Origin of the sequence: Pseudomonas sp. 43A, from assembly GCF_013363935.1 — a bacterium.
In the GTDB taxonomy this organism is placed as follows: Bacteria; Pseudomonadota; Gammaproteobacteria; order Pseudomonadales; family Pseudomonadaceae; genus Aquipseudomonas; species Aquipseudomonas crudilactis.
Window position 1 is genome coordinate 512,134 of the sequence record NZ_CP054880.1, and the last position, 25,881, is coordinate 538,014.

At 58.3% G+C, this 25,881-nt stretch carries 19 protein-coding genes; 7 read left to right on the top strand and 12 right to left on the bottom strand.

Annotated features, from left to right (window positions below; genetic code table 11):
• Positions 1-69 precede the first annotated feature (69 nt).
• A complete protein-coding gene (locus tag HUW52_RS02230) occupies positions 70-2,322 on the top strand; it encodes a glycoside hydrolase (RefSeq protein ID WP_175552866.1) in 2,253 nt (750 codons plus the stop codon).
• A gap of 1 nt (position 2,323) precedes the next feature.
• Here HUW52_RS02230 and HUW52_RS02235 read toward each other — a convergent pair whose 3' ends face one another.
• A complete protein-coding gene (locus HUW52_RS02235; RefSeq protein ID WP_175552867.1) occupies positions 2,324-2,950 on the bottom strand; it encodes a bifunctional 2-polyprenyl-6-hydroxyphenol methylase/3-demethylubiquinol 3-O-methyltransferase UbiG in 627 nt (208 codons plus the stop codon).
• Positions 2,951-3,193: 243 nt separating this feature from the next.
• Here HUW52_RS02235 and HUW52_RS30205 point away from each other — a divergent pair, with 243 nt between their 5' ends.
• From HUW52_RS30205 to HUW52_RS02250, 4 genes are all read left to right on the top strand, one after another.
• The gene (locus HUW52_RS30205) at positions 3,194-3,820 is read left to right on the top strand and encodes a hypothetical protein (RefSeq protein WP_256667898.1); all 627 of its coding nucleotides are present in this window, start codon (positions 3,194-3,196) and stop codon (positions 3,818-3,820) included.
• Positions 3,817-4,590 carry a hypothetical protein gene (locus tag HUW52_RS02240; RefSeq protein WP_256667899.1) on the top strand — a complete coding sequence of 258 codons (774 nt, stop codon included), beginning with the start codon at positions 3,817-3,819 and terminating at the stop codon, positions 4,588-4,590. The genes HUW52_RS30205 and HUW52_RS02240 overlap by 4 nt, the downstream gene beginning before the upstream one ends.
• A 114-nt stretch (positions 4,591-4,704) precedes the next feature.
• Positions 4,705-7,605, top strand: coding sequence for an RHS repeat-associated core domain-containing protein (locus HUW52_RS02245; protein ID WP_175552868.1), 2,901 nt, complete (start codon positions 4,705-4,707; stop codon positions 7,603-7,605).
• Positions 7,606-7,774: 169 nt separating this feature from the next.
• Positions 7,775-10,546 (top strand): RHS repeat domain-containing protein, encoded by a 2,772-nt coding sequence (locus HUW52_RS02250; RefSeq protein ID WP_175552869.1) that lies wholly within the window; start codon positions 7,775-7,777, stop codon positions 10,544-10,546.
• 152 nt (positions 10,547-10,698) lie between these two features.
• Here the strand turns inward: HUW52_RS02250 and HUW52_RS02255 are convergent, their stop codons facing one another.
• The 11 genes from HUW52_RS02255 to HUW52_RS02305 form a co-directional block, all read right to left on the bottom strand.
• Entirely contained in the window at positions 10,699-11,343 is a 645-nt protein-coding gene (locus HUW52_RS02255; RefSeq protein WP_016983642.1) for a methionine ABC transporter permease, read from the bottom strand.
• The gene (locus HUW52_RS02260; protein WP_175552870.1) at positions 11,333-12,454 is read right to left on the bottom strand and encodes a methionine ABC transporter ATP-binding protein; all 1,122 of its coding nucleotides are present in this window, start codon (positions 12,452-12,454) and stop codon (positions 11,333-11,335) included. Before HUW52_RS02260 ends, HUW52_RS02255 begins: the two co-directional genes overlap by 11 nt.
• 2 nt (positions 12,455-12,456) lie before the next feature.
• Entirely contained in the window at positions 12,457-13,266 is an 810-nt protein-coding gene (locus HUW52_RS02265) for a MetQ/NlpA family ABC transporter substrate-binding protein (protein ID WP_016983644.1), read from the bottom strand.
• A 120-nt stretch (positions 13,267-13,386) separates the two neighbouring features.
• Positions 13,387-14,745 carry an LLM class flavin-dependent oxidoreductase gene (locus tag HUW52_RS02270; protein ID WP_175552871.1) on the bottom strand — a complete coding sequence of 453 codons (1,359 nt, stop codon included), beginning with the start codon at positions 14,743-14,745 and terminating at the stop codon, positions 13,387-13,389.
• A complete protein-coding gene (locus tag HUW52_RS02275) occupies positions 14,745-15,938 on the bottom strand; it encodes an SfnB family sulfur acquisition oxidoreductase (RefSeq protein ID WP_016983646.1) in 1,194 nt (397 codons plus the stop codon). The genes HUW52_RS02270 and HUW52_RS02275 overlap by 1 nt, the downstream gene beginning before the upstream one ends.
• Before the next feature lie 20 nt (positions 15,939-15,958).
• A complete protein-coding gene (locus HUW52_RS02280; RefSeq protein WP_016983647.1) occupies positions 15,959-17,200 on the bottom strand; it encodes an SfnB family sulfur acquisition oxidoreductase in 1,242 nt (413 codons plus the stop codon).
• Between the two features lie 267 nt (positions 17,201-17,467).
• The gene (locus tag HUW52_RS02285; protein WP_175552872.1) at positions 17,468-18,232 is read right to left on the bottom strand and encodes a hypothetical protein; all 765 of its coding nucleotides are present in this window, start codon (positions 18,230-18,232) and stop codon (positions 17,468-17,470) included.
• 474 nt (positions 18,233-18,706) lie between these two features.
• Positions 18,707-19,456, bottom strand: coding sequence for an L-cystine ABC transporter ATP-binding protein TcyN (gene tcyN / locus HUW52_RS02290; protein WP_016983649.1), 750 nt, complete (start codon positions 19,454-19,456; stop codon positions 18,707-18,709).
• 4 nt (positions 19,457-19,460) lie between these two features.
• The gene (tcyL, locus tag HUW52_RS02295) at positions 19,461-20,126 is read right to left on the bottom strand and encodes a cystine ABC transporter permease (RefSeq protein ID WP_016983650.1); all 666 of its coding nucleotides are present in this window, start codon (positions 20,124-20,126) and stop codon (positions 19,461-19,463) included.
• Complete coding sequence (tcyJ, locus tag HUW52_RS02300) at positions 20,126-20,926, bottom strand: cystine ABC transporter substrate-binding protein (protein WP_016983651.1); 801 nt, start codon at positions 20,924-20,926, stop codon at positions 20,126-20,128. Before tcyJ ends, tcyL begins: the two co-directional genes overlap by 1 nt.
• Positions 20,927-21,212: 286 nt before the next feature.
• Positions 21,213-22,205 carry a D-cysteine desulfhydrase gene (locus HUW52_RS02305; RefSeq protein WP_016983652.1) on the bottom strand — a complete coding sequence of 331 codons (993 nt, stop codon included), beginning with the start codon at positions 22,203-22,205 and terminating at the stop codon, positions 21,213-21,215.
• A gap of 190 nt (positions 22,206-22,395) precedes the next feature.
• On the opposite strand from HUW52_RS02305, the gene epsC reads away from it, so the two are divergent.
• Both epsC and betT read left to right on the top strand, forming a co-directional pair.
• Positions 22,396-23,322 carry a serine O-acetyltransferase EpsC gene (epsC, locus tag HUW52_RS02310; protein WP_016983653.1) on the top strand — a complete coding sequence of 309 codons (927 nt, stop codon included), beginning with the start codon at positions 22,396-22,398 and terminating at the stop codon, positions 23,320-23,322.
• Between the two features lie 584 nt (positions 23,323-23,906).
• Entirely contained in the window at positions 23,907-25,868 is a 1,962-nt protein-coding gene (gene betT, locus HUW52_RS02315) for a choline transporter BetT (protein WP_171057266.1), read from the top strand.
• The last annotated feature ends 13 nt before the right edge of the window (positions 25,869-25,881 follow it).

The following is a 25,881-nucleotide window of genomic DNA, read 5'->3' on the forward strand; positions in this document are numbered from 1 at the left end:
GAAAGGTCTGACTTACAACTGTGATGCCTTGCGTTACCGTCCTTCCTCCATTTGGAGGAGGGACGCCTGATGTCGACTGTCACTTGCTGGTTGCGCCAACTGCTGTTAGTGGCCGGCCTGTGCCTGTCGCCCTCATCGCTGGCCGAAACGCTGCTGCAAAACCCGCTGTGGCGCGTACAGCTCGACCCCGCGACCCTCGCCGTGCGAGTCACCCCGGCCAACGGCGCGACTGTGCAGGCATCGACGGGTGTCGCCGCGCACAGGATCAGCAACCTGGTGCAACGTGACAATCGTGTCGACTGGCAATGGGACGATGGCGCCTGGTCACTCAGCGTTGATCTCGATCAACGCGACCTGAACTTCTCGATCACCGCACGCGCCCCGGCTGAACTTGAGTTCTTGCGCCAGCCCGGCAATGCCATGGGCAAGGGCCTGATCTGGCCCTTGGCCGAGGGCCATTATGTGCCGCGCGGCGATCCGGTGTGGCAGGCGTTTCTGGTGAGTCAAGGGGTACTCAATGCCACTCAGGATATGAGTCTGCCGATCTGGGGCGTCGAGCATGAGGGATTCAGCCTCAGCTGGTTGCTGAGCAACCCCTACAACAATCAACTGCTGTTCAGCGCTGAGGGCGATGCGCTCGCGTTGTCGGTGCGGCATCAATTCACCTCACTCAAGCCGTCGACAGCGCTGACGTTCAGCCTGTTTCTGGGTGACGCCGAGCCGCTGGCCGGCGCCAAGCGCTACCGACAATGGCTGATCGACACTGGTCGTCACGAAAGCCTGAGCAGCAAGCTTGAGAAAACACCGACATCGCGAAAGCTGTTGGGCGCCAGTCATGTCTACCTGTGGGGTAACGATCTGCTGGGGCAAAAGGATGTGCGTAACTGGCCGGCGTTGCTTGGCAAGTTGCGCGGCCAGACTGACCTTGCCGGTGCGTTGCGCGGCGGCATGGATGGTGAAGCCTTGCAACTGCTCGCCACGCAGACCGTGCTCAATCGTTATCAGCAAAGCATTCTGCTGCGTAGCCTCAATCGGGCGCTGAACTCTCAGGCGCGCAAAACCTGGCAAGCCCGCGCGGTGCCGGACATGCAAGCACTGGTCAACGGTTACGCTGCCCTGCGTGGCCAACTGGCCCGCGAATTCGCCGGTGCCGTGACAGCCAGTCCCGAGCAATGGGGCAGCACCCTGTCGCTGGATACCATTGAGCAATTGCAAAACGCCGGGCTGTCGCGCTTGTGGCTGGGTCTTGGCGAGGGCTGGGAGGGCGGGCTCTGGCATCCCGAGGCGGTTCGAGCAGGCGTGCAGGCCGGGTATCTGCTGGCACCGTATGATTCTTACGAGACGGCGCTGAGTCGGGATGAGAACCCGGACTGGACCACCGCGCATTTGGGTGACACGGCTTACCGCGAGTGCGCCATCGTGCTGGAAAATCGCACGCTGAAAAGCGGCTTTCAGCAATCAGGTCACTACACCGACCCACGTTGCGTGCGCCCTTTGCTGGAGAAACGAGTCAAAGCGGTCAGCGTCGCCGCCGGTTTCAACAGCTGGTTTCTCGACGCCTACGCCACAGGCATGGTGTTCGACAGCTACCGTGCGGATGCCCCAATGACACAGGCACAGAACGCCGAAGGCAATGTCCAGGCGTCGCGCTGGATCAATGAAGTGCTGCAATTGCCCAGCGGCTCAGAAGACGGCAATGCAACGACGGCCCAAGGCGTACTGTTCGCTCATGGCATGCAGACACCGGTGATCGGTTGGGGTGATGCCGACATGAGTAAAAACCCGGACTCGGAATACTTTGTCGGCAAGTGGTTTCCGCCGGAGCAACCGGCCGTGTTCTTCAAATCCGTGCCAATAAAGGAACCGTTGCGGCGCATTCACTTTGACCCGGCCAGCCGTTTGCCGCTGTATCAAGCGGTGTTCCACGGCTCGCTCATCACCACCCATCACTGGTTGTTCGACAGCCTTAAATTGAGCAACGCAAGGGTGGAAAACGAACTGACGCAATTGCTTTACAACGTGCCGCCGCTGTACCACCTGAGTGCGGCGACGCTGGCGCAGCGACTGCCGCTGATGGCTCGTCAGGATGCATTTTTCCGTCCGCTGCATGAGCGCCTGGCGACGCAGGCACTCATCAGCTTCCATTGGCTGAGCGAAGACCGACGGGTGCAGCAGACTACGTTCGAAGACGGCACTCGGCTGCTGGCCAACTTCGATCCAGCCCCGCGTGAAGTGGACGGTCGGACCCTGCCCGGCGAGAGCATCACGCTGCTGCTGCCGGAAGGTACCGTCAGCCACTACCGGGTGCAGGCAACTCCCTGACTCAGCCTTTGCGCCAGACGCTGGCCAACCACGGCTGCTGCTCGCGCGGCAGGCCTGCGGGACGAAAGTAGTGTTCCAGTTCGACGAATCCGGCGCGGGCAAGCAGCCCGCGCCATGCCTCCAGATCGTGATACGAGCCATAGCGCGGTCCGTTCCAGCCCTCACGGTTATCCCCACGCGGGTTAGAGCTGAACAGCACACCGCCCGGTTTCAAGGTATCGCGCAGCTGTTGCAAAACCCGTGGCAATTCCTGCAATGGCACATGAAACAGCACCGCATTGGCGAAGATTCCGTCGAAGCGTTCGGCGGGTAAATCAAGCTTGAGGAAATCCTGGCACCACACTTCACAGCCACTGTCCTCACGGGCCATCCGTGCAAACTCGGGTGAGCCGTCGAGACCAACCGCGACGTGCCCCATGCGTGTAAACGTCTGCAGATCCCGTCCCGGTCCACAGCCAAAATCAAGAATCGCCAACGGCGCTACGCCCTGGATGTGCCGCAACAGCGCCTCGATGTTCTGGCTGACATCGTGATCGCGGGTGCCCTCACGGAAGTCTTCGGCCACTGCGTTGTAGTGGCCAAGGGTGGTGGCGGTGATCTGTTCGAGGTCGGTCGGGGTCTGCTTCATGGTCGGTTCGTGGTGGCAAGGACGATGGGCAGACTATAAGCGCTTTCGTGCTTTAAAAGATCGCAGCCTGCGAGCCTTGGATCTTCATTCTCCAGAAAGCACAAAACCCCGGCGTCCGTGCAATACATATGTACCGCACGCAGTAGCGCGCTCCGGGATGTAATGACGCCTGCGCGATAGACCACTGTCGCGATGTCTGCCCTGTTTTTTATCGGGGGGGAATCACTCAGGAAAAGGATGTTCATGAGCATTGTTCGCAAACCTGGCGCTAGCTCGCCAACCAGCCGCAACCCGGTGAACGCCACACCACCGCGGAAAAGATCCGGCAGTTCGCCGTCCGGCGACGGGACTCCCGTGAAGATTTATCGCTTTGATACGGATCCAGCGAGCCTGGAGGCGGGGGCACATTCCCCCGCCGTTACGATTACGCCGTTGCACTCTGCCCAGATCCGGCCCGTGTCTACGCAGGTCAAAACCCTTGAGCGCTACAGCTTGCGCGCGCCAGCCAACTTGCCTGCCGCCAATGCGCAAGGCCTGCGCGTGTACAAGAACCGAAAATATGTCGATATCGCACCCGGCGAGATCGTCCTGGTCAGGGAAACCGGTACAGCCGGTGAGTATCGGGCATCGCTGGTCTCTGAATCGGCGGCGTTGGGCCCGGCGTTGTTTCTTGATCCACGCAGCAAGATCTGGACACTCGAACGGCCTCAACCGTTGACCGGTCCAGGCAAAGTGATTGACATCGACATCGATGAGCTCATTGGCGAGGTCAGAAGGGAACATGCGCAAAAAACCGGGTTCATACCGGTAGCGATGACTCGTTTGAGTACACGGCGGCACAGAAGGGCGCGCTGGTCGCCCGCGGCTTGAAGCAGTTCTCGCCAGAACAGGTGGCGATCATTCGTTCAGAACTGAAAGCGGTTGAAAACATCTTCGCTGATGCCCGCCACGCCATTGGCCTGAAATACCGGGATGCGGATGCCGTTTACGAAAGTTTCTTCGGCACCGGGCACCTCGACGTTGCGCAACGATTCTCTGATTCGGTCGCGCGCGGCCTGGCGGTTTCCAGGGAATACCAGGGGGTTTGGGGCGGCGAAAAATTCCTCGGCGTCGATGCGCACAGCAATAGCGCGGCGTGGATGTACAAAAGCGATTTCCACGGCCGGCTGTTCATCAATCGCAAGTACATGCAGCGCGGTACGTTGAGCCTGTCGTTGGGCCATGAAATGTTGCACACCAACAGAATCGACCGGTTCCAGGCCATCGGGCCCAACGCCGCAGACTATTTCTATCTGGACGGCCGACTGGGTCGTTTGCTGGTCTGGGATTCGCTAGCCGTGTACGACGTTCCCGAGCGCGGCGTCTCCGAGGCAATCATGCGTGGCGGTTTGACGGTCGACTATCTGAACGCGTTTTCAGACGACCACGATGCGTTCCTGTTCGCTGTCAGTGATTACCTGGGTATCGGCGACGATCTGGAACTTCAGGCGGCGGTTGACGCGTTCAACGCCAGTCCGCCGTTGCGTGCGCAGTTGGCGGTGAACAACGCTGACAGCCTGATTTGTGCGGCAAAAGCTCTGCAAGTGCTGCATCAAAACAAAAGCGAATATTCATGGCTGGACAGCCTGATTGAAGATTAAACCGGCGCTCCTTCAATTCAGCTGTTTTGAGTGTGCACCTGTTAGTTCTTACAGTATCGGAACACCGCCAAAGCGCTCATTCTTCACCGAAGGTGAAAAAGGACGCTTGTGACCATGAATGTTCATCACGACGCCGCCACGCCGACACTGTCGGTCATTGATCCACGTTCGCTGATGATCCGCAGCGTCGGCTATTGCCGGCATCCTGACCTGCCCGACATCGATCCGCGCATTACCCGACAAGTGTTCGATGCGGCGGGACGTCAGATAGCGGCGTGGGATCCGCGATTGTGGGGAACGGCGCCGAAGCCGAACCTGGCCACCACGTACGGATTGAGCGGGCAGGCGCTACTGACGGACAGCGTCGATGCTGGTTGGCAGCTGAGTCTGCCGGATCAGGCTGGCTCGTCGTGCTGTTCGTGGGATGCTCGAGGCAGCGTATGTCATCGCGAGCACGACGACCTGCAGCGCCCGATTGTTGTGACGGAGCAAGCACGTGGCGAACAGCCTTATGTGATTGAGCGATTGACCTACGCCAGTGCTGGCGATGCCTTCGCCCAGCACAATCAGTGCGGTCGCCTGATCCGCCATGACGACCCGGCGGGGACCCGGCTCATCAACGACTATGGTCTGGCCGGTGCCGAGCTGGTGGAATCGCGGCGCCTGCTGAGGAATCTCGATCTGCCCGACTGGCCCAGCGACCCTGAACACCGTGATGTGTTTCTGGAGGAGCAGTCCTACGTCACCCGCTACGCTTTCTATCCGACGGGCGAACTCCAGCACCAGACCGATGCCATGGGCAATGTCCAGACCCGTCAATACAACGTGGCGGGCGAACTTTCCGCGACATGGCTTCGCCCGACCGGTGAAGGCAAACAACCCAAATGCCTGGTCAGTGATATCCGTTACAACGCGCACGAGCAGATTGAACATGAGACCGCCGGTAACGGAGTCATGACCCGCGCAGAGTACAGCCCTGAAGATGGCCGCCTGCTTAAGCTCAGCGCAGCCGTCGGCGAACAGACACCCTTGCAGAATTTGCACTACGTCTACGACCCGGTGGGCAATATCGTTAGCCTCGAAGACAAAACCCAGGTCGTGACTTACTTCAATCAGCAGCGCATCGAACCGGTCAGCCGCTATCGCTATGACAGCCTGCATCAACTGGTCGAAACCAAGGGCTGGGAAGTCAGCCAGCCGAGCCATGGCCCGGCGTTACCGGAATTGCTGCCAACCCCACTGGATCCTAATCAGCGGCGCAATTACACCCAGACATTTGATTACGACGCGGCGGGCAATTTGATCTCCCGTCACCACAGCGGTGCGCCGGGTTTTTCGATGTTTACCTCTGCTTACAGCAATCGAAGTCTGGCGCAACGCGACGATGGTTCTTTGCCCGGAGAGACCGATATCGTTAACGGATTCGATGCCTGCGGTAATCAGTTGGAGCTGTTGCGCGGGCAGGGCTTGAGGTGGGATGTGCGCAACCAACTCAGTCAGGCCACACTGGTTTCCCGTCAAGCCATGTCTGACGACAACGAGTGCTACCAATACGACCGCTTGGGTCATCGCTTGCGGAAACTGTCCTTTAGTCGTGCCTCGGGCCGGGCAATGATCCGCGAAGTTCGCTATCTCCCCGGTCTGGAGTTGCGATTACAGATTGATGGCGAAGTGCACCATGTCATCAGCATCGAAGCGGGACGCAGCGCTGTCCAGATGCTGCATTGGCCGAATGGGGCTCACGCTGATCAATGGCGTTACAGCTATGGCGAGCTTCTCGATTCCAGCATGTTGGAACTGGATGCTGAAGCCGGTGTGATCACGCAAGAGCATTATTACCCTTTCGGAGGCACTGCGTGCTGGGCGGGCAAGAGCGTATGGGTGGCGAAATACAAAACTGTGCGCTATTCAGGCAAGGAGCGAGATGCGACAGGTTTGTATTACTTCGGTTTTCGTTATTACGCGCCTTGGCTTCAGCGTTGGATAAACCCTGACCCGACGTGGGATGGACCGAATGCGTATCAAATGCTTGGGAACAATCCGGTGAATTCGGTTGACCCTGATGGTCTGAGTAAGAGCGATGCCCAGAGTCGATGGCGATCGGCATACGCAGCGGTAGTAGCGTCACAAGATGGGGTGCGGGTTCGTACTGTCGCGCCGGGAATAATCGCTGTCGACATTCAAGGCCGGAATGAGCTGCTGAACCGCATGGGAATGGGGCTGACTCGCCCCGTGAGAGGGGACAGAAAGCTTTCGTATCTGTCGATCGCCTCCTCACTGCGGGGAAAAGTTGCAGGTGCGGAGCAAGGTATCCGCCTGAATACAGTGTCTGGGGAAGCGATCAAGGCACAGGCAGGTCTTAACAATGCTGGTGCTGTCGCCTACATAAACGGCGGCTTTTTCAACATCGCCAATCTGGGCAATAAACACGTCTCGCCGTTTGCGCCGATCGGTCCCAGCGTGATTGGTGGCACGGAACAAGTCTATGCACCTGTGCCATCTGACTATAAAAAATATTACACGTCGATTTCGATGAGAGACGGCTCGAAAATCCAGTCTGGACCTGTGTTATCGAACAACGGGCAACCTGCTTTCCCGCAAAGTTGGCTAGGTCTGACTAAATTTTTGTTTGATCCCAAAAACAATCAACCGGGCAAGCTGGGCCATGCAGGTGCACCCAATAGTCGCTCCGGTATCAGTCTGCCTGGAACATCCGGGCCTGGGCAGCGTACCCGTTTGGCACTGGGCTTGAGCGATGGGCGAAGCGAGAAAGCTACGGGTTACACCATGCCTGAGTGGTCTCTTGTAATGGCCAGGCTCGATGGAATGAACAGTGGTGGGGGGAGGGCGGTGAATCTTGATGGCGGATATTCAGCTGGAATTGGAGTTGTCGGCGCAAATGGTCAATCGCTCATGAGGCGACCAGAAGAGGCCGAACCGAGATCCATCGCTAACTTTATTGCCTACTATGAAAAGCCTCCGACACGCAGCTTTTTCAAGAAATTGTTTTCATGACTTTGCAGATGGAATTTCGATCCTGACTTGCTGATTGCCGATATTCCCTGCACTGACGACAAAATACTATGGCCTGTGGCGCCGGGATGGCACCTGTTAGTTCTTACAGTATCGGAACACCGCCAAAGCGCTCATTCTTCACCGAAGGTGAAAAAGGATGCTTGTGACCATGAATGTTCATCACGACGCCGCCACGCCGACACTGTCGGTCATTGATCCACGTTCGCTGATGATCCGCAGCGTCGGCTATTGCCGGCATCCGGACTCGCCCGACATCGACCCGCGCATTACCCGGCAAGTGTTCGATGCGGCGGGACGTCAGATAGCGGCGTGGGATCCGCGGTTGTGGGGAACGGCGCCGAAGCCGAACCTGGCCACCACGTACGGATTGAGCGGGCAGGCATTGCTGACGGACAGCGTCGATGCTGGTTGGCAGCTGAGTCTGCCGGATCAGGCTGGCTCGTCGTGCTGTTCGTGGGATGCTCGAGGCAGCGTATGTCATCGCGAGCACGACGACCTGCAGCGCCCGATTGTTGTGACGGAGCAAGCACGTGGCGAACAGCCTTATGTGGTTGAGCGATTGACCTACGCCAGTGCTGGCGATGCCTTCGCCCAGCACAATCAGTGCGGTCGCCTGATCCGCCATGACGACCCGGCGGGGACCCGGCTCCTCAACGACTATGGTCTGGCCGGTGCCGAGCTGGTGGAATCGCGGCGCCTGCTGACGAATCTTGATCTGCCCGACTGGCCCAGCGACCCTGAACACCGTGATGTGTTTCTGGAGGAGCAGTCCTACGTCACTCGCTACGCTTTCTATCCGACGGGCGAACTCCAGCACCAGACCGATGCCATGGGCAATGTCCAGACCCGTCAATACAACGTGGCGGGCGAACTTTCCGCGACATGGCTTCGCCCGACCGGTGAAGGCAAACTACCCAAATGCCTGGTCAGTGATATCCGTTACAACGCGCACGAACAGATTGAGCGTGAAACTGCCGGTAATGGTGTTATCACCCAAGCGCAATACAGCCGTGATGACGGTCGGCTGCTCAGACTGGTCGCCAGTGTTGGCGCGCAAACTCCTTTGCAAGATTTAAATTACGTCTACGACCCGGTGGGCAATATCGTTAGCCTCGAAGACAAAACCCAGGTCGTGACTTACTTCAATCAGCAGTGCATCGAACCGGTCAGCCGCTATCGCTATGACAGCCTGCATCAACTGGTCGAAACCAAGGGCTGGGAAGTCAGCCAGCCGAGCCATGGCCCGGCGTTACCGGAATTGCTGCCAACCCCACTGGATCCTAATCAGCGGCGCAATTACACCCAGACATTTGATTACGACGCGGCGGGCAATTTGATCTCCCGTCACCACAGCGGTGCGCCGGGTTTTTCGATGTTTACCTCTGCTTACAGCAATCGAAGTCTGGCCCAGCGCGACGATGGTTCTCTACCGGGAGAACCGCAGATTTCGGAAGGGTTTGATCTCGCTGGCAATCAGTTGGAATTGCAGCGCGGACAGGCCATGAGCTGGGATGTGCGCAATCAATTGAGACGAGTGACGCTGGTGCAACGCCAGGACGAGCCGAATGACCACGAAGGTTATGTTTACGATCGACCCGGCCATCGGTTGCGTAAAACACGCCTCAGCCAGACATCCGGGCAAACCCTGAAATCAGAAGTGCGTTATCTGCCGGGTCTTGAGGTGCATCGCGAAGCGAACGGAAAAGAGCGGCATGTGATCAGTGTCGAAGCCGGGCGTAATCAGGTGCGAATGCTGCATTGGCCTGATGGCGCTGAAAGCGATCAACTGCGTTACAGCCTGAGTGATCATCTCGGTTCCAGCACTCTGGAGTTGGACGATGGCGCGGGAGTTTTGAGTCAGGAGCACTATTACCCGTTTGGTGGCACGGCGTGCTGGGCGGCTAAAAGTGCGTTGCTGGCGAAGTACAAAACTATCCGTTATTCGCTCAAGGAGAGGGATGCGAGCGGGCTTTATTACTATGGGCATAGGTATTGCGCCGTATGGTTACAACGGTGGATTAGCCCGGATCCGGCAGGAGTTGTGGATGGAATAAATATTTATTTGTTTGTTGGGAATCAACCGGTAATCAACTCTGATCCCGATGGTAGGAAACGAAATAAAAATATTGCCAGGGGTCCCATTGCTGCAGATCCTATAATTCATGAATTCTACGAAGATAACGTGAAAAATCTTAAAGAATGGGCTGATATTGGGCCAGATCTAGAGATAGTTCATACGCTTAGGCTGAATGATCCTTACTTTCCAAAGCCGAGTGCTTTGTTGACTGAAAGCGCAGATAAGCTTTTTTCATCATGGGATGCGATTAGTACATCTCTGATAGATTTGAGAGATCGTGATACTAAGATGGTAAATAAAATTGTACCTGAAGCGTCCGCAGGAAATGGGGCGCGAGGTTACGAAAAAGTTGAGAGTTTTTCGGCTTCAAAAAAAATCACTCGTGGAGAGATTGCGTTTGTATTAAATGTCGCCCCTTCTAACATCATTGGGACTTCACCGGTTGATGCTTTTTTTCCTAACCATATTGGTGCTGGGGGAGAAACCATAGAGGAGAAGGGAATGCTCGCCAAAGCTGTTTTTTCCGGTCAACTGACTGTGCCTGATGCTAGAAAAGGAGTGACCAGTCACTATAAAATCGATACACCAACCAACTTGGTGCGGGATCAGAAAAAGATTGGTGATAAACGTCCTTACAACGAAGTAATTGTTGTGGGGAAAGGAGGTGTTTCCGTTCACCAATCTATGCCTGCCTCTCAAAACATTACTGTTAAAGAAATCGTAGTGCTGCCGTTGGACGAGCTGCGCTTAGTCAACGGTAAACCTATACTTCCAGAGTACTTACAAAATGCAGTGGATAGTATCCGTCTCGCCAATCCGGGATTGAATGTTTCTATTCGTTGATTACATGCGGGGATATATATCCATTACGAACTGCTGCATGAGAGTTTGTCACGATAGCAAGCGGGTCAAATCAACGGCGAGATGGCGAGGAGTCTGATTTTCCTCTAAGCCATCAACCTCTACGCCACAAAGCGTTGTGGCTCGCGAAATCCTCAACGCTTGTTCAACCCCCGCGCCAACCGATCCCCACCGAGCTGAATCACCGCCACCAACGCCACCAGCAACACAATCACCGTCAGCATGATCTGGCTGTCAAAGCGCTGATAGCCGTAGCGATAGGCGATGTCGCCGAGACCGCCCGCACCAATCGCGCCGGCCATCGCCGACGAATTGATCATGGTCACCAACGTGATAGTGAACCCGCCGACAATCCCCGGCAGCGCCTCCGGCAACAACACATGCCAGACAATGTGCCAACGCCGGCAACCCATCGCCTGCGCCGCCTCGATCAAGCCATGATCAACCTCGCGCAAACTCACTTCAGCAATCCGTGCAAAGAACGGCGTGGCGGCAATCGTCAGCGGCACGACGGCAGCCCAGACACCGTAGGTGGTGCCGACAATCAAACGGGTAAACGGAATCAGCGCGACCATCAGAATCAGAAACGGGATCGAGCGAAACAGGTTCACGAACGCGCCCAAGGCGCGATTGAGTATCGGCGCTTCATAGATCCCGCCCTTGTCGCTGGTGACCAGAATCACCGCCATGGGAATCCCCGCCAGCAGGGCGATCAGCGACGACACACCGACCATCAGGAAGGTGTCGATAAAGCCTTGCAGCAAGCGATCAAGCCACATAACCCAATACCTCCACTCGTTGCGCCCATGGTGCGGCGCGCTCGCGTAATTGTTCGGCGCTGAACGCTGAACCGCTGATGGCCAACAACAGTTGCCCGAGCGCATGCCCCTGAATCCGCTCAACGCCGCCCTGAAGCAACTTCACCCGGCCGCCGAGCGCTGTGAACAGCGCGGCCAGATCCGGTTCATCACTGGCGCTGCCGGTAAACTGCAGACGCAACACCACAGCAGCGTCGGAGGCGGTGGGCTGCGTTTGCAAACGACTCTGCAGCTCTTCCGGCAACGCGTGTTGCAGCGGTGCGAGCAAGGTCTGGCTGACTTCGTGCTGCGGATTGCCGAACACTTCCCAGACCGGGCCTTGCTCGACAACCCGCCCGTGCTCAAGCACGACAACGCGGTCGCAGATTTCGCGGATCACCGCCATCTCGTGCGTGATCAGGACGATGGTCAGGCCCAGGCGTTTATTGATCTCGCGCAGCAGGCCGAGGATCGACTGCGTGGTCTCCGGGTCGAGCGCCGAAGTGGCCTCGTCGCAGAGCAAGATATCCGGGTCATGCACCAACGCGCGGGCGATACCGACACGCTGTTTCTGCCCACCGGAAAGCTGCGCCGGATAAGCCTTGTGCTTTTCTTGCAGGCCGACCAGTTCGAGCAGTTCGCGCACCTTTTTCTCGCGTTGTTGTTTCGGCACACCCGCGACTTTCAGCGGCAGTTCGACGTTCTGCCAAACGGTCTTGGCCGACATCAGATTGAAGTGCTGAAAGATCATGCCGATGCGCCGGCGCAGGGCGACAAGACGGTCTTCATCGAACTCGCCGATGTCGACCTGATCGATCAGCACTCGCCCCGAGGTCGGTTGTTCCAGACGATTGATCGTACGGATCAGCGATGACTTGCCAGCGCCGCTGCGACCAATGATGCCGAACACTTCGCCGCGCTGGATCGCCAGATCAATGCCCTGCAATGCCGCGACCGGGCCTTGGCGACCGTTGTAGGTTTTGCCCAGACCGATGAAGCGTACGTGGGCGCGATTCAACTCAGGGTGAAGCTCGGTTTTTTCAGCATTGTGTGGCTCTGGAATCTCCAGTCGCCGTTGGATCGCGGCCGTCATGCTCAGCTTTCCCAACCGGCTTGATACAGCTTGCCGTGGGCCTTATCCAGTGCCGCGCGAACCACCGGCGAGTGCTGGTAGATGTCGACGAATTTGATCAGGCGCGGATCGGTTTTGCTCTTCGGCTGGATAACAAACTGGATCACGTATTCCTTGTGGTCGAGGCCGTCGAACAGCAGCGCCGAACCGGCATCGAAGGTCTTCGCCAGACGAATGTAGGCCGGGTAGCCCTGGACCAGATCAGCGTCGTCATAGGCGCGCACCAATTGCACGGCTTCGACCTGCAGAATCTTGATCTTTTTCGGGTTGGCGACAATGTCATCTTCGGTGGCTTTGTAGCCGACGCCCGGCTTCAGCGTGATCAAACCGGCCTTGGCCAACAGTTGCAGACCGCGACCGCTGTTGATCGGGTCGTTGGCGATGGCAACGCTGGCGCCTTCGGGCAGTTCATCGAAGCTTTTGTATTTTTTCGAATAGAGGCCGACGTTGTTGATGATCCCCGGCGCGAATGGCACCAGATCAAAACCCGAAGCGGCCTTGGCGTTTTCGAGGAACGGGATGTGCTGGAAGTAGTTCACGTCGATGTCGCCAGCGGCGAGGCTGACGTTCGGCGCGATCCAGTCAGTGAACTCAACCAGCTCGACTTTCAGGCCTTGTTTAGAGGCCTCTTCAACGGCAGCTTCCAGCGGGATGGCGAAGGCGGCGGTGGTGCCGATTTTCAACGGTGCGTCGGCGGCGAAAACGGCCGAGCTGAACAGGCCGAGGGCCAGGGCCAGTGCTTTGACTGGGTGGGACAGGGTTTTCTGGGTCATGATGGGTTTTTCCAGTCAGTGCATGAAATTTGTGGTGTTTGTTATGGCCTCATCGCGAGCAGGCTCACTCCTACATTTGGAATGCGTTCCCCTGTAGGAGTGAGCCTGCTCGCGATGCTTTTAGCGGCGAAACGCGGAGCCTGTGTGTTGCTCGGGCAATTGCGCCGCACCGTGAAACAGCTTCTCGCGCAAGCTGCCGGTGTCGTACGCGGTCTTGTACGACCCGCGCCGCTGCAGCTCCGGAATCACCAGGTCAATGAAATCGACGTAGCTTTCCGGCGTAACGATCCGGGTCAGGTTGAAACCGTCCAGACCGGTCTCGGCAACCCACGATTCCAGCTCATCCGCCACTTGCTCAGCCGAGCCGACCACGGTGATGTAGCGACCACCGAGGGCGTGCTGGTCGAGCAATTTGCGCCGGGTCCAGTCGTTGTTCTGCAGGTTTTTCGTCGCCGACTGAATGGCGTTGCTCTTCACGTACTGGATCGGTTCGTCGATCTCGTACTGGGAAAAATCGATGCCAGTCGACGCCGAGAAATGCGCTACACCGGCCTCGGCGCTGGCGTAACTCAGGTACTCGGCGTGTTTGGCCCATGCCGCCTCTTCGGTCGCGCCGACAATCACGTTCAGGCCCATGAACACCTTGATGTCCTCAGGATTACGCCCCGCTTCAACAGCGCTGGCGCGGACCTTGTCGACCTGAACTTTGGTCGACGGTTTGTTCTGACCGCTGATGAATACGCACTCGGCGTGACGCCCGGCAAACAACAAACCGCGATCGGAGCTGCCGGCCTGAAACAGCACAGGCGTGCGCTGCGGTGACGGCTCGCAGAGGTGATAACCCTCGACCTGATAGAACTCGCCCTTGTGCTCGACCTTGTGCACTTTCTCCGGGTTGGCGTAGATACGTTGCTCGCGGTCGTTGAGCACCGCGCCGTTTTCCCAACTGCCTTCCCAGAGTTTGTAGAGCACTTCCAGGTATTCGTCGGCCTGATCGTAACGACGGTCATGCTCGACCTGTTCGCGCAGGCCCATGGCCTTGGCCGCGCTGTCCAGATAACCGGTGACGATGTTCCAGCCGACGCGGCCACGGCTCAAATGATCGAGCGTCGACATGCGCCGGGCGAACAGATAGGGCGGCTCATAAGTGAGATTTGCGGTCAGACCGAAACCGAGATTTCTGGTCACGGCAGCCATGGCTGAAACCAGCAGCAGCGGATCGTTGACCGGCAACTGGATCGACTCTTTCAGCGGCACGTCGACCGAGTTCTGATAGACGTCATACACGCCGACGATGTCGGCGATGAACAGCCCGTCGAAGAGTCCGCGTTCCAGCAACTGCGCCAGTTCAGTCCAGTATTCGATGGTGTTGTAGCGCGTCGAGGTGTCGCGCGGATGCGTCCACAGGCCATGGTTGATATGGCCGATGCAGTTCATGTTGAACGCGTTGAGCAGGATCTTCTTTTTTGCCGCGCTCATCAGATCGTCCCTCGCAACGGAGGGTTTTCATCGTTGAGATAGTAGTTGCCCACCGCGTGATACTTCCAGCGCACCGGGTCGTGCAGGGTGTGTACGCGAGCGTTGCGCCAGTGACGGTCGAGGCCGTGTTCGATCAGCGTGGCTTGGCTGCCGGCCAGTTCGAACAGTGTGCTGCCGGCGGCGAGGGAAATTTCGGTGCTGATCGCGCGGGCCTCGGCGACGGCAATCGAGGCCGCCGCAACCGTGTCAGCGTTGGTTTCAGTCTGCGCGGCATCCAGGAATTCGCCGGCCCGTTCAAGCAAGGCCTCGGTGGCATGCAGGCGGATACTCAAGTGGCCGAAGCTTTTCAGTGTCAGTGGATCTTCGGTGGCTTTGTCGTTGCCGGAATCGATCCACGGGCGCGTCTTGCTGCGCACAAAGTGCAGGGCATCTTCGTAGGCGGCGCGGGCGATGCCGGTGTCGATGGCGGCGTGAAGGATCTGCGCCAACGGGCCGACAGTGGTCGGGCGTTCGAAGGCACTTTGAAACGGCAGCACGTCTTCAGCCGCAACGTACACGTCTTCGAACACCACCGAACCGCTGCCGGTGGTGCGCTGACCGAAGCCGCTCCAGTCGTCGATCACCGTCAGGCCTTTGCTGTCACGCGGGACAAAGGCCAGTTGCTGCACACCGTTTTCATCCACCACAGAAGTAGGGATGCGCTGTGCGTAAATCGCGCCGGTCGCATAGAACTTGCGGCCGTTGATGCGATAGCCGTCACCGTCGCGCTTGAGACTGGTGACGCGGTCGTGAGCGGTTTTGGTGCCCAGTTCCGCCAGGGCATTGCCGAAGCGCTGGCCGGCGAGAACCTCGGCGTACAGCCGTCGTTTTTGCGCGTGGCTGCCGTTCACCCGCAGCACTTCCAGCGCGTAGAAATGGTTCTGCGGAATCTGCCCGAGCGAGCCGTCAGCCTGAGCGATCAGCGCAATGACTTTGGCCAGAGTTACGTTGGAGACGCCAGCGCCGCCGTATTCCTTGGGCACGCTGATGCCCCATAGACCGGAGCGGGAAAATACATCGAGTTCCGGCAGTGGCAGGCGGCGTTCGCGGTCACGGACGGCGCTGTCGCGTTTGAAATCTTCGGCCAGGTCGCTGGCGACGATCAGGGCTTGCTCATCGCTGGTGATGACCGCGACGTGATGGGAAAAAGTCATAGGTTTCTCCAGAGGTCTGGTCAGATCCAGGAATGGCGAGCCGGTAAAGTGCCGTTGAGGCGATAGGCGCCGACCGCGTGATATTTCCAGCGCACCGGGTCGTGCAACGTGTGCACGCGGGCGTTGCGCCAGTGACGGTCGAGATTGAATTCGGCGAGGGTCGCGCGGCTGCCGGCCAATTCGAAAAGCTTTTCGCTGGCGAGCAGTGAGATCTCGGTGGTGAGCACTTTTGCTTCGGCCACGGCGATCGAAGCGCGGGCGGCGGACTCGGCAGTGAGCGGCGCGGCGTGCACTTGATCGAGAACCTGCCCGGCCTTGCGCAGCAGCGCTTCGGCGGCGTGCAGTTCGATTTTCAGTTTGCCGATATCGGCGATCACATAGAGGTCATCGCTGGCGCGATCAACCTTGGCGTCGATCCACGGCCGTGCGCGGGTTTTGACGAACTCGATGGCGTCATCAATGGCGCCACGGGCGATGCCGGCGTCGATCGCGGCTTGAATCAGCTGCGACACCGCGCCTTGGGTGTTCGGGGTTTCGTTGATCTTCCAGTTGTCGACCACCAGGCTCGATTCGACACGCACGTTGTTCAGCAGAATCGTACCGCTGGCGGTGGTGCGCTGACCGAAGCCCGACCAGTCATCAACAATGCGCAACCCCGGCGTGCCGCGACGGACGAAGGCCAGCACTTGTTTGCCGTCATCGTTGAGTGCCTTGACCGCGACCCAGTGCGCAAATAGCGCTCCGGTGGAATAGAACTTCTGGCCGTTGATCACGTAATCGTCGCCGTCGGCGGTGATCCGCGCTTTCAGTTCCAGGGTGTTTTTGGTGCCGCGTTCCGGGCCGGCATTGCCGATGCGCCAACCTTCCAGAACGCTCTGGAACAGCTGTTGTTTCTGCGCTTCGGTGGCGCTGCCGAGCACCAGATTGATGATGCCGAACTGGTTCTGCGGGATCTGTCCCAGTGCCGGGTCTGCCGCAGAAATGATTGCGAAAACTTCGGCCAATGTAACGAACGACACCTGCGGGCCGCCGTATTCGCGCGGGATGGCAATGCTGCCCAGACCGCTGCGGGTGAACTGTTCGATTTCCGACCACGGCAGCTTGCGCTGGCGGTCGCGCTTGGCGGCCTGCACGCGGGCGGCTTGCGCCAGCTCATGGGCGGCCTTGATGGCTTGGGCGTCGTTGCGCAACACCTGCGCGGGCAACAACAACGGGGCGATGTCCAGATCCGACTGGACGTTTGCGTCTGCCAGACTGGACATCAGTGCCGCTCCTTGGCTGCACGCAATGCCCTGGCGATCTGCACTGGGGTGATTGTGTTCCGGACCATACTACCTACCTCACATCTCATGAAAAACGCCGCAAAGTGCGGCGAATGAAAGAATGTCCGGTGGTCCGGTTCATATACCCTAAGCGTGTATAAAAATTAAATAAACTAACTTTTAGGAATATGTATAGAAGGGGTGATGGTCGGGTTGGTTAAGAATTTTCAGGTGAGGGGGCTGAACCCCCGCCACCACCAAAGCGCATCAGGCCTTGCGCGATTCGGCCACATTGAGTTCCTGCCTCAGAGGGACTTTCAGATAAGGATTTACACAGCCGATCTTCAATGTGCGGGGCGGTGCCCAACGTGAGTTATTGCCGACTCGGTCAATCACGCAATAAGTCACGTCCAGCCGCAGATCCTCACCCGCTTCGACAATCACCGCTGGCGGTACCCAGACCTGAATCGGCAAGCCGATATCTGCGGCAGTGACTGGCGCCAGATCCATGCGCACATCACCCCAGCGCAAGGTAATGGCGTCGTCCTCAGCCATGTTCAGGTATGGCTCGATAGTCAGAGGGACGCCACGTTTGATCTGGTTCGGATTCACGCCCTGGCGGCGAATGGCGTCGGGAATGGTCACGGGGGCCAGTTGCTGGTTTTCGTCTGCGCTCAGTGCCGAGGGCTGACCGCCGGGGCAGTCCAGTTTGACCTGAACCCGCGTCGCCGCCGATAACGCCGGCCCCTGCCCCACCTGCATCACCCGGTAGTGGACGCGCGCCGTGCCGCTGGCGATGAAACTCTCCGGCACCCGCAGGCTGACGGCCATGCCGACGTCCTCGGACGTCAGCACCCTGGAAGCGACGTAGCATTTGTTCCAGAACAGCTCAATGAGGTCGCCGCTATCCATATCGGGATAGGGCGACACATCGACCAACAAATGTGCGGCGGCAGTCAGATTGATGCCGGTTTTTTGCGCTGGCGCCAGGGTCGGTGCTGCCAGTTCGGGGGTATGCGAAGTGCGGGTCATCGATTTCTCTCCTTGAAGCCTTGCAACGAAGTCCGTTTCTGGAAGAACAAAAGACGTGAATAAACTGGCAATAAAGCTTTGAACTTTTATTCAGGTTGGATTCGGGTTTGGTGAACTAAGTGGTGCCGGTTGCCGACTAGATAAGAGTGCGCGGGATAAGCTGTCAATAGACGATATTAGTTAATTCATGAATTACGAATTAATCAGAAGTTTCCTACGTCGCTATGACGTCTTGCCTAGTCCTACAAGTGAAATAAGCCACAGTGCCTCGGGCGTTTTGCCGGTTTTTACGCAAGATTCATTCGAGCATGGTCAGGTCAGTCGGAGAGGAAGACAGGCGGGTATTATCTGTTGCAGAACATATATATGTAGCGCTTCTGATAATTTTTGTTTGGGCAGGGGTATTGGTTGATGCTGAAGTTATATAGGGGTAACTTCCGTCCGTGGAAGTTTTTGATGATGCAATGAAAGTTCTCAGGCGTGATTCAGAAACTTGCTGAGAAACTGTTTAGTGCGTTCTTCTTTCGGATTGGCAAACAATGCCTTGGCGTCGCCTTGTTCGACGATCACACCTTTGTCAAAGAACACTACACGGTTGGCCACATCGCGAGCAAAACCCATTTCGTGGGTGACAATCACCATGGTGCGTTTCTCTTCCGCCAAGCCACGAATGGTTGCCAGCACTTCACCGACCAGTTCCGGGTCGAGGGCCGAAGTCGGCTCGTCGAACAGGATCACTTCCGGTTCCATCGCCAGCGCTCGGGCAATCGCTACGCGCTGTTGCTGACCTCCGGACAGGCGACGCGGATAGGCGTCTTCCTTACCGGCAAGACCGACCTTGGCCAGCAGCTTCTTGCCCAGGCCAACAGCCTCGTCGCGCGGCATCTTCTTGACCACGATCGGGCCTTCGATGACGTTTTCCAAAGCAGTGCGATGGGGGAACAGATTGAAGTTCTGGAACACGAAGCCCACATGCTGGCGCAGATTGCGCACCAGGCTTTGCTGCTGGTTCAGCGGGCGACTGGTATCGATTTCGATATCGCCGACCTTGATCCGGCCGCTGGTGGGTTGTTCAAGGAAATTCAGGCAACGCAGGAACGTCGTTTTCCCCGAGCCGCTGGGGCCGATAATCGCGACCACCTCGCCTTCCTTGACCTCGAGGTCGATACCGTTGAGCACGACTTGACCCTTGAATTGCTTGGTCAGTTTTTCCACGACAATCATCAGGTCAGGACTCCTGGTCATGCCGATTGACCCGCTCTTCCAACTTGTTCTGGAAGTGCGAAAGCACTGTGGCCAGAATCCAGTAGATCAGCGCGGCGGCAAGATACATGGTGAAGACTTCGAAAGTCCGGGCGGTAATCAACTGCGCCTGACGGAACAGTTCCGGCACTTGAATGGTGGCTGCCAGAGCAGTGTCTTTGACCAGCGAAATGAAGCTATTGCCCAGCGGCGGCAATGCCGTGCGCATCGCTTGCGGCAGGATGGCCCGGCGCAAGGTCTGCGCGCGGGTCATGCCAATGCTCGCAGCCGCTTCCCACTGACCACGCTCGATCGAACCGATCGCGGCGCGCAGAATTTCACAGGCGTACGCGGCCATGTTCAGCGAGAAGCCGATCAGCGCTGCTGGCAGCGGGTCCAGTTCGAGACCCAATTGCGGCAAGCCGTAATAGATCACGAACAGTTGCACCAGTAGCGGCGTGCCGCGAAAGAACGACACGTAGATGCGTGCCAGCCAACTGACCGATCTGAAGCGCGACAGGCGCATCAATGCCAGGCCAAAGCCCAGCAGCAGGCCGAAAAACATGCCGCCGAGGCTGAGGACTACCGTGTAATACGCGCCCTTGAGCAGGAAGGGCGCAGAGTCCAGTGCGAGTTGGAAAGCTTCTTCCATTATTGAGTGACGTCAGCGTTGAAGTACTTCTCGGACAGCTTCTTCAGGGTGCCGTCGGCACGCAGTTCGTCGAGGGCCTTGTTCAGCGCGGCCAGCAGTTCAGGCTCGCCTTTGCGCAGGGCGATACCGGCTTCCTGACGGGAGAAGGCTTCACCGGCGGCGACGGTTTTCGGCGCTTTCTTGGCGTATTCCAGGGCGGCCAGACGGTCGATCAGGATGGCGTCGGTGCGGCCGTTGTTCAGGTCGGCGAACTTGGTCGGATCATCGTCGTAGGTGCGCACGTCGGCACCCGGCACGTTGGCGCGGACCCATTGTTCGTAGTTGGTGCCCAGGCCTACACCGACTTTCTTGCCGGACAGGTCGGCGGCGGTCTTGATGTTCAGCGCGGCTTCCTTGCTCTTCAGCACCAGCGCCTGAATCCCGGAAACGGTGTACGGCTCGGAGAAGTCATACTTCTTCTTGCGCTCTTCGGAGATGGTCACCTGGTTGACGACAACGTCCAGACGCTTGGATTCCAGCGCGGCGAGGATACCGTCCCACTTGGTTGGCTGAACCTTGGCTTTGACGCCGAGTTTTTGTGCCAGGGCTTCGGAAAGCTCGACTTCGAAACCGGACAGTTTGCCGTCGGCATCGACGAAGCTGAACGGTGGATAAGTGCCTTCCAGGCCGACGTTGATAACGCCTTTGTCCTTGATCTGTTGCAGCTGCTCACCGGCCACTGCCTGGCCGATCAGACCGGCGCTCAGCGCCAGGCCCAGCGAACCCACCAGCAGATTGCGACGTAGTGCGGAAAAATTCATGACAAGCCCCTGTGTTTTCTTATGGAAGACGCTTAAGGAAAGTTGGCGAATGGGTGATTCGGACGACAGCGCTATCCTGCCTTAAAGCAGCTTATGCGTCTCTCGCGAAATTCGCCTGCGGCGAGACTATAAGGTGTCTCCGTTAGACTTGAAAATACTTAATATTGAAAATGATATTCTTTATTGGAATATGAAGCGTCTGTGGAAAAAGATCGCAGCCTGCGGCAGTTCCTACAGGTAATCCCGTGTAGGAGCTGCCGCAGGCTGCGATCTTTTGATCTTGCTCTTACAAAAAATCCCTATAGGCAAACAACGCCGGCGCGCCGCCGGTGTGCAAGAAAATGATCGGCCCCTCATCAAAACGCTGACGCCCGATCCCGTCCAGCAATCCCGCCATCGCCTTGCCGGTATAAACCGGATCCAGCAACACTGCTTCCTGACTCGCCAGCAGCTTCACCGCCGCCAACGTCCCGGCATTCGGCTCGCCATAACGCGGGCCAAAGTATTCGTCCCACAACTCGACCTTGAAACTGGCCGGCAGTTCGGCGCCGAGCAGCTCTGCCGTGCGTTCCGCAAGTCCTTGAACCTTCGGCCGCTGATCTTCTTCACTGCGCGAAACGGTCACGCCAATCACCGGTAGTTGCGGCAGCACTTCGCTCAACGCCAATGCCAGACCGCTGTGAGTGCCGGCACTGCCTGAGGCCAACACTACCGCGGCGAAATTCAGGCCGGTGTCCTTGATCTGTTCGGCGAGCTCCAGACCGGCGCGCACATAACCCAACGCACCGAGCGCATTCGAGCCACCGATTGGCACCAGATACGGCTTCTTGCCGTTGCTGCGCAAACGTACGGCGAGGGCCGCGAGTTGTTCGTCGGCGTTGTCGAGGTTGTCGACCAGTTCGACTTTGGTATCGAACAGATCCAGCAGCAGGCGGTTGCCGTTGCCGGTGTAATTGCTGTCGTCAGTGCCCAGCGGATTTTCCAGCAACGCCACACAGCCGAGACCGAGTTTGGCGGCGAGTGCGGCGGTTTGACGAACGTGGTTCGATTGCAGAGCACCGGCGGTAACTAGCGTATCGGCGCCTTGCGCGAGAGCGTCAGCGGCGAGGTATTCGAGCTTGCGCAGCTTGTTGCCACCCATGGCCAGCGGCGTCAGATCATCACGTTTGATGTACACCTCGCGGCCGAGCCAGGCGGACAGTCGTTCGAGTTTTTCCAGCGGCGTCGGGTGCCCGAGCAGGTCGAGGCGGTTAAAGCGGTCCAGCTGTTGTTTGATCATGAGTCCGTACTGGCGGAGGAAGATGGAAGGACTATAGGCACGTGCTTTTACCCGGGCAACCGTGAATCGCTTATAGCCAAATGAACTGAGCCCAGCACTATCGGTTCTTAATTCGCCCTCGCGAGCATGCCGTAAAGTAGGCGCCGTTGACGCGGCCAGACAGTCCGGCCGCCCGTGAGGAGTCTTTACCGTGAGCGAGCGTTCCAGCCATTGGCAATTGCAGACCATCGTCAGTCAACTGCGCAGCGCGCGGGATCAGTGGCGGGCACAGAACGGCCGGGCATCCGGCGAGCAGGGTGGTCGCGAGTTGCCGTCGCGGGCAGCGATGGCGGAGATTCTTGAAGCGCTGTGTGGTGCGCTGTTCCCGATGCGTCTGGGGCCGGTGGATCTGCGTGAAGAGAGTGAGGATTTTTACGTCGGTCACACCCTGGATGTGGCGCTGAATGCGTTGTTGGCGCAGACCCGCCTGGAGCTGCGTTACGTCGCCCGCCACAGTGCGCAGGCTGACACCGAAGTCGAGGCCCGCGCGATTCAGATCGTGCAGGATTTTGCCCTCGCATTGCCGGGCTTGCGTACGCTGCTCGACACCGATGTGCTGGCGGCCTATCACGGTGATCCGGCAGCGCGCAGTGTCGATGAAGTGCTGCTGTGCTATCCGGGGATTCTGGCGGTGATTCACCATCGCCTGGCGCACCATTTGTATCGCGCCGGGTTGCCGTTGCTGGCGCGGATCAGCGCGGAAATCGCCCATTCGGCGACCGGTATCGATATCCATCCGGGTGCGCAGATCGGCCGTAGTTTCTTTATCGACCACGGCACGGGCGTGGTGATCGGTGAGACCGCGATCATTGGCGAGCGCGTGCGGATTTATCAGGCGGTGACGTTGGGCGCCAAGCGCTTCCCTGCGGATGAAGACGGCCAGTTGCAGAAGGGCCATCCGCGCCATCCGATCGTTGAGGATGATGTGGTGATTTATGCCGGGGCGACGATTCTCGGGCGGATTACCATTGGCAAAGGTTCGACTATTGGCGGCAATGTGTGGCTGACGCGCAGCGTGCCGGCGGGGTGCAATTTGACCCAGGCGAATTTGCAGCATGATGACGGGACGCAGAAGTAGGGCTTTAAAAGCTGACTCTCACCCCAGCCCTCTCCCGGAGGGAGAGGGGGCCGACCGAAGTGTCTTGCGTCATACATCGACCTGAAACACCGAGTCGATTCTGGATTCGGTACAGATGCATCACGTCGGCGTATCTCTCAAATATTCCCCAATCAGCCCCTCTCACTTTGGGAGAGGCAGCCGACCGAAGTGTCTTGCGTTATACATCGACCTGAAATACCGAGTCGATTCTGGATTCGGTACAGCAGGATCACGTCGGCGTATCTCCCCAATATCCCCCCAATCAGTCCCCTCTCCCTTTGGGAGAGGGTTAGGGTGAGGGGCTATTGAACGAATACCCTCAAACCCGCGTCATACCCATCCTTGAGCTAGCGTAGGAAAACTACCGCCTAGCCGTACGATTAGTCCTTACCACCCCATCCATGTTTAACTTGAACGTTCATTCAAGTTAAACCGGTGGTTCGCTGCCCGCTCACAACAGGAGGCTTGCCTTTGCTGAGTCCGATCATTTCAGCCACGTTTCAACCCCTCGAGGTGCACGTTTCATGAGTGCATCGTCCACCCCCGCCAGCGGTCTGGTACGCATGAATCCGCCGGTGTTCTACTTCGCCGCGACGGTCATTCTGCTGTTTGGTCTCGTCGTCATCGCCATGCCTGAACAGGCCGGCGCCTGGCTGCTGGAAGCGCAAAACTGGGCGGCCAACACGGTCGGCTGGTACTACATGCTCGCGATGACGCTGTATCTGGTCTTCGTGGTGGTCACCGCCTTATCTGGCTACGGCAAGATAAAACTCGGTGCCGACCACGACGAACCCGAATTCAGTTACCTGTCCTGGGCCGGCATGCTGTTCGCCGCCGGGATCAGCATCACGCTGTTTTTCTTCTGCGTCTCTGAGCCGCTGACCCACATGCTGCAGCCGCCGCAAGGCGAGGCCGGCACGGCGGACGCGGCGCGTCAGGCGATGCAGATTCTGTTTCTGCATTGGGGTCTGCATGGCTGGGGCGTGTTCGCCTTTGTCGGCATGGCGCTGGCCTACTTCGCCTACCGCCACAACCTGCCGCTGGCGCTGCGCTCGGCGCTGTATCCGCTGATCGGCAAACGCATCAACGGCCCGATCGGTTACGCGGTGGATGGCTTCGGCATCATCGCCACGGTGTTTGGTCTGGGTGCCGACATGGGCTTCGGCGTGCTGCACCTCAATTCGGGTCTCGACTACCTGTTCGGCATCGCTCACACCCAGTGGATTCAGGTCGGCCTGATCACGCTGATGATGGGCGCGGCGATTATCGTGGCTGTCTCCGGCGTCGACAAAGGCGTGCGGGTGATGTCCGACATCAACATGCTGCTGGCCTGCGCGCTGCTGCTGTTCGTGTTGTTCGCCGGGCCCACCCAGCACCTGCTCAACACCTTGATCCAGAACATCGGCGACTACCTCGGTGCCTTGCCGATGAAGAGCTTCGACCTCTACGCCTACGACAAGCCAAGCGACTGGCTCGGCGGCTGGACGGTGTTTTACTGGGCCTGGTGGATTGCATGGTCGCCGTTCGTGGGCCTGTTCATCGCCCGGATTTCCCGTGGCCGCACCATCCGTGAATTCGTCTTCGGCGTGCTGTTGATTCCGCTCGGTTTTACCCTCGCGTGGATGTCGATCTTCGGCAACAGTGCCATCGACCAGGTCCTCAACCACGGTATGAGCGCGCTGGGCATGTCGGCGCTCGACAACCCGTCGATGAGTATTTACCTGCTGCTGGAAACCTACCCGTGGAGCAAAACCGTCATCGCCGTGACGGTGTTTATCAGCTTCGTGTTCTTCGTCACCTCTGCCGATTCCGGCACTGTGGTGCTCTCGACGCTGTCGGCCAAGGGCGGTAGTCCGGACGAAGACGGGCCGAAATGGCTGCGGGTGTTCTGGGGCGCGATGACCGCGCTGATCACCAGCGCGCTGCTGTTCTCCGGCAGTATCGATGCGCTGAAGTCAGCGGTGGTGCTGACCTCGTTGCCGTTCTCGCTGATTCTGCTGCTGATGATGTGGGGCCTGCACAAGGCGTTCTATCTGGAGTCGCAGAAGCAGATCGCGCAGTTGCATTCGCTGGCACCGGTCTCCGGTTCGCGGCGTGGCACGGGGGGCTGGCGACAGCGTCTGAGTCAGGCTGTGCACTTCCCGTCACGTGACGAGGTGTACCGCTTCATGGACACCACGGTGCGCCCGGCGATTGAAGAAGTGACGGCGGTGTTCGTCGAGAAAGGCCTGAACGTGGTCACCCAGCCGGATCCGGCAAATGACAGCGTCAGCCTCGAAATCGGCCATGGTGATGCGCATCCGTTCATCTATCAGGTGCAGATGCGCGGCTACTTCACGCCGTCGTTCGCGCGTGGCGGGATGGGCTCGAAGCAGCTCAACAATCGTCGCTACTATCGAGCTGAAGTGCACCTGAGCGAGGGCAGTCAGGACTACGATCTGGTCGGCTACACCAAAGAGCAGATCATCAACGACATCCTCGACCAGTACGAACGCCACATGCAGTTCCTGCATCTGGTGCGTTGATCGGGAGCTGAGC

Coding starts and splice junctions, on each gene's coding strand:
- HUW52_RS02230 (WP_175552866.1), top strand. CDS start 70: ATGTCGACTGTCACTTGCTGGTTGCGCCAACTGCTGTTAGTGGCCGGC.
- HUW52_RS02235 (WP_175552867.1), bottom strand. CDS start 2,950: ATGAAGCAGACCCCGACCGACCTCGAACAGATCACCGCCACCACCCTT.
- HUW52_RS30205 (WP_256667898.1), top strand. CDS start 3,194: ATGAGCATTGTTCGCAAACCTGGCGCTAGCTCGCCAACCAGCCGCAAC.
- HUW52_RS02245 (WP_175552868.1), top strand. CDS start 4,705: ATGAATGTTCATCACGACGCCGCCACGCCGACACTGTCGGTCATTGAT.
- HUW52_RS02250 (WP_175552869.1), top strand. CDS start 7,775: ATGAATGTTCATCACGACGCCGCCACGCCGACACTGTCGGTCATTGAT.
- HUW52_RS02255 (WP_016983642.1), bottom strand. CDS start 11,343: ATGTGGCTTGATCGCTTGCTGCAAGGCTTTATCGACACCTTCCTGATG.
- HUW52_RS02260 (WP_175552870.1), bottom strand. CDS start 12,454: ATGACGGCCGCGATCCAACGGCGACTGGAGATTCCAGAGCCACACAAT.
- HUW52_RS02265 (WP_016983644.1), bottom strand. CDS start 13,266: ATGACCCAGAAAACCCTGTCCCACCCAGTCAAAGCACTGGCCCTGGCC.
- HUW52_RS02270 (WP_175552871.1), bottom strand. CDS start 14,745: ATGAGCGCGGCAAAAAAGAAGATCCTGCTCAACGCGTTCAACATGAAC.
- HUW52_RS02275 (WP_016983646.1), bottom strand. CDS start 15,938: ATGACTTTTTCCCATCACGTCGCGGTCATCACCAGCGATGAGCAAGCC.
- HUW52_RS02280 (WP_016983647.1), bottom strand. CDS start 17,200: ATGTCCAGTCTGGCAGACGCAAACGTCCAGTCGGATCTGGACATCGCC.
- HUW52_RS02285 (WP_175552872.1), bottom strand. CDS start 18,232: ATGACCCGCACTTCGCATACCCCCGAACTGGCAGCACCGACCCTGGCG.
- tcyN (WP_016983649.1), bottom strand. CDS start 19,456: ATGATTGTCGTGGAAAAACTGACCAAGCAATTCAAGGGTCAAGTCGTG.
- tcyL (WP_016983650.1), bottom strand. CDS start 20,126: ATGGAAGAAGCTTTCCAACTCGCACTGGACTCTGCGCCCTTCCTGCTC.
- tcyJ (WP_016983651.1), bottom strand. CDS start 20,926: ATGAATTTTTCCGCACTACGTCGCAATCTGCTGGTGGGTTCGCTGGGC.
- HUW52_RS02305 (WP_016983652.1), bottom strand. CDS start 22,205: ATGATCAAACAACAGCTGGACCGCTTTAACCGCCTCGACCTGCTCGGG.
- betT (WP_171057266.1), top strand. CDS start 23,907: ATGAATCCGCCGGTGTTCTACTTCGCCGCGACGGTCATTCTGCTGTTT.